1 protein-coding gene is annotated in these 320 nt (G+C 30.3%); it reads right to left on the bottom strand.

All coding sequences use genetic code 11. The features are described 5' to 3' along the window. Window positions 1–89 precede the first annotated feature (89 nt). On the bottom strand, window positions 90–320 hold a 231-nt coding region (locus NE544_RS12170; protein ID WP_256269512.1), incomplete at its 5' end, for a transposase.

Raw genomic sequence — 320 nt, forward strand, 5'->3', positions numbered from 1 at the left:
TTATAAATACTTCAGAATTTCATCCATGATCTATGTACCTATCATCCAGTAAGATATCATAAACTTCTGGTTCTGATTATTTATTTCATTTAATCTACAAATCCCATGCCTCTTCGATTGATCACATAGGCTGCACAATAATGTACACTCAATCCTTTGATCTTTGTATACTTTTCTTTTCCAATCTTACTTGTATTTTTTGGATCTACTTTGATTACATCCACTTCATTCATTATACATTTTCTTTCCACTTTTTCTTGTATCTTTTTATACGCAAAACTCGATAATGTTTTGTTTTCCTTCTTTGGTCGATAGAGCAT

It is taken from the genome of Holdemanella sp. MSK.7.32 (genome assembly GCF_024460475.1).
Taxonomy (GTDB): Bacteria; Bacillota_I; Bacilli_A; order Erysipelotrichales; family Erysipelotrichaceae; genus Holdemanella.